We start from the raw sequence: 1,013 nt of genomic DNA, 5'->3' as shown, positions 1-1,013 counted from the left end.
ACGCAAATCAAGCGCAATCTAAAGCTATCCACTAAATCAGTCGTTCACAATGCGGATGAAATTCTCAAGACCGGCTTTGTAAAAGAATTAGGGAAGCGGATTGGTAATATTGCTCTTGGAATTTCTGCCGCCAGAGGTGTGGGTTATGTAGGTTTACTTGTGGGTGCCGTCAGTGGTGTTGATAGCATCTATGAAGCGTGCAAGGTGGATGGTACTGGCGAGTGTGGCAAGACAACAACTCGTGAAGTGTGGGGCTTTATTGGCGGAGTATACGGCGGAGTCAAAGGTGGAGGTGCTGGAGTGGGGCTTGCTGTTACAGCTGTTTCTGGCATTGCTTTGGCTATCGGTGTGACTGCCTCCGCACCTGTGCTGGCTGTTGCGGCAATCGGTGGGGCTATTGTAGGTGGTGGTGTTGGTGGGATGACCGGTACACTTGTTGGTAAGTGGTTTGTAGACGAAATGTATGCTTGGGGTTCTAATGATTATTAAAGATGTCGCATTTGTTTTTTTTTATTATGCAACTGTTTGGGCTGTTCCAGGTGTTATTATGAGTGCGATTGTATCTCTAGGTAGTCTTAAGCATATTATTTTTATGGATAAGCAACTGGCTAAAGATCTTAGCAAATACTATGACGATAATGGTCATATGCGACCTAAATACCAATTGTCTTGGGAGATAGCTAGCCGTTGCTTTGATTACTGGGTGAAGTACCCATTTATTCGTAAACGAGCAACAACGAAATCAACTAAATTTAAAGTGTTTATGTGGGTGAATGCATTAGGGATGTGGAGCTGTATTGTCCTTATCTTAAGCTTGATTTTCTTAAAGTTTACTGGGTACATACCCTAATTTATATGGGACTGTAATGATCGGTTCCAAATCGTTACTTAAGGTGTTGGTAATGTTCCATTGTTACTAATTCCTATATATTGTGTCTGTATCAGCTGCGACCGATACTAGATATTGTGGTTTGGTAAGAGGGCGATTGAAGCGGATGGTTTACCTCTTGATT

General features: G+C 42.7%; 1 protein-coding gene and 1 pseudogene. Both read left to right on the top strand.

Annotation, left to right across the window (positions count from 1 at the left end; genetic code table 11):
* Positions 1-489 (top strand): annotated as a pseudogene (locus QTN94_RS20055) (hypothetical protein); the annotation flags it as partial.
* Entirely contained in the window at positions 479-850 is a 372-nt protein-coding gene (locus tag QTN94_RS20050; RefSeq protein ID WP_331428654.1) for a hypothetical protein, read from the top strand. The pseudogene QTN94_RS20055 and the gene QTN94_RS20050, both read left to right, overlap by 11 nt.
* Positions 851-1,013: the final 163 nt, after the last annotated feature.

The organism is Vibrio sp. M250220, from assembly GCF_036533795.1.
Lineage (GTDB): Bacteria > Pseudomonadota > Gammaproteobacteria > Enterobacterales > Vibrionaceae > Vibrio.
This window is presented reverse-complemented; position numbering and strand designations above follow the sequence as displayed.

Excerpts from the sequence above, each read along its gene's own strand:
- QTN94_RS20050 (WP_331428654.1), top strand. The coding sequence starts at position 479 with ATGATTATTAAAGATGTCGCATTTGTTTTTTTTTATTATGCAACTGTT.